Raw genomic sequence first — 1467 nt, forward strand, 5'->3', positions numbered from 1 at the left:
TGATATGTACCCAGAATCCTGGACACATGTTATGAACTAAGTGGAACACATGGATGCTATCCTGTACATTACAGGTGGCATCCATTTTGTTTTTCCTTGTATTCTTTCATTGTTGTAATAACTTATGTATTCATCTAGTGCTTTTGAAAAGCTCTCAAATGATTCATATTCTTTCTCGTAGCTGTAGTACATTTCATTCTTTAGACGTCCAAAGAATGTTTCCATAATGCAATTATCTATGCAATTGCCACGTCTAGACATTGATTGGATAATTCCCCTGTTTTTTAGTTCCTGACGATAGTAGTTATGTTGATATTGCCATCCTTGATCTGAATGAAATATTAATCCTGTAAGTGATTTGAACTTTTTAAACGCCATCTCTAGCATTCTCTTGATTTGATTTAGGTTTGGACTCATCGACAAGTCATATGAAATAACTTCATTTGTGTACATATCAATTATCGGAGAAAGGTAACACTTTCCCCATGAAAAATTAAACTGAGATACATCAGTTGTCCACTTCTGAAGTGGTGCTGTTGCTGTAAAGTCTCTATCTATTATGTTTGGTGCTACTTTACCTACTTCACCCTTGAATGAGTGATACTTTTCTTTAGGTCTTTTGCCTTGCAATCCAAGTGAATGCATGATACGTTGTACTCTTTTATGATTGACAGAATTTCCACGTCTTAAGAGCTCTCTATACACTCTTCTCACACCATATCTACCTTTATGCTGGCTAAATATTTTCTTGATTTCTTCAGTGAGCTCAATATTTCTAAAGTCTACAGTATCAACTTTACTGATTTCGTAGTAGTAAGTTGATTTAGGCATATTTAAACCTTTTAGTAGGTGCTTTAATTGGTATCCTTCTTCTCTGAGCGCTTTGATGATTGCTGCTTTTTCGCCTTGAGTTGCGCAGCCCATCTTTCTTGCCTCAAGGCGATCCTTTTTTTTACTACTTCAATCTCCGCTTTCATTGCCACAATTTCTTCTCTTAGTCTGATTAACTCTTCACGTTCTGATTCAGTTAAAGGCTTGGGCTTAATCGTTTTCTTTTTCATATCAGGTTTCTTACTCTTGCGACCTTTCTTTTTATTCACAAGACCATTGTAACCTAATTCTTTGTATTTGCGAACCCAGGTATATAGCATTCCATTATTTATACCTGCAGAAACAGCAACTGACTTGTTGGATTGTCCTGCTAATACTTTAGCAACTAATTCATATTTCGCTTCAGGGGTCCACACTTTGTTATTACCTAAGTGCTTTAATGCATCTGGTCCATTTTGTTCTTCGATACGAACCCAGTATCGAACCATTAGATGAAAGTTTGATGTTTTTATTCCTTCTGGTGTTTCAGGCCATATTCCTTTTCTATATAGCTCAATACACTCTAACTTATACTCATGACTGTAACGCATGAAAATACCCTCCTTACTGGGTGTCCAGTAAAGAGGGTACATATCA

At 36.1% G+C, this 1467-nt stretch carries 2 protein-coding genes; both read right to left on the bottom strand.

Features of this window, described 5'->3' with window-relative positions:
- Positions 1-36 precede the first annotated feature (36 nt).
- Complete coding sequence (locus SPADD19_RS10765; protein WP_080976214.1) at positions 37-924, bottom strand: IS3 family transposase; 888 nt, start codon at positions 922-924, stop codon at positions 37-39.
- The coding region (locus SPADD19_RS10770) for a helix-turn-helix domain-containing protein (RefSeq protein ID WP_229056602.1) at positions 855-1467 on the bottom strand (613 nt) is incomplete at its 5' end. The genes SPADD19_RS10765 and SPADD19_RS10770, both read right to left, overlap by 70 nt.

It is taken from the genome of Streptococcus parasanguinis (genome assembly GCF_001578955.1).
In the GTDB taxonomy this organism is placed as follows: domain Bacteria; phylum Bacillota; class Bacilli; order Lactobacillales; family Streptococcaceae; genus Streptococcus; species Streptococcus parasanguinis_U.

Coding starts and splice junctions, on each gene's coding strand:
- SPADD19_RS10765 (WP_080976214.1), bottom strand. CDS start 924: ATGGGCTGCGCAACTCAAGGCGAAAAAGCAGCAATCATCAAAGCGCTC.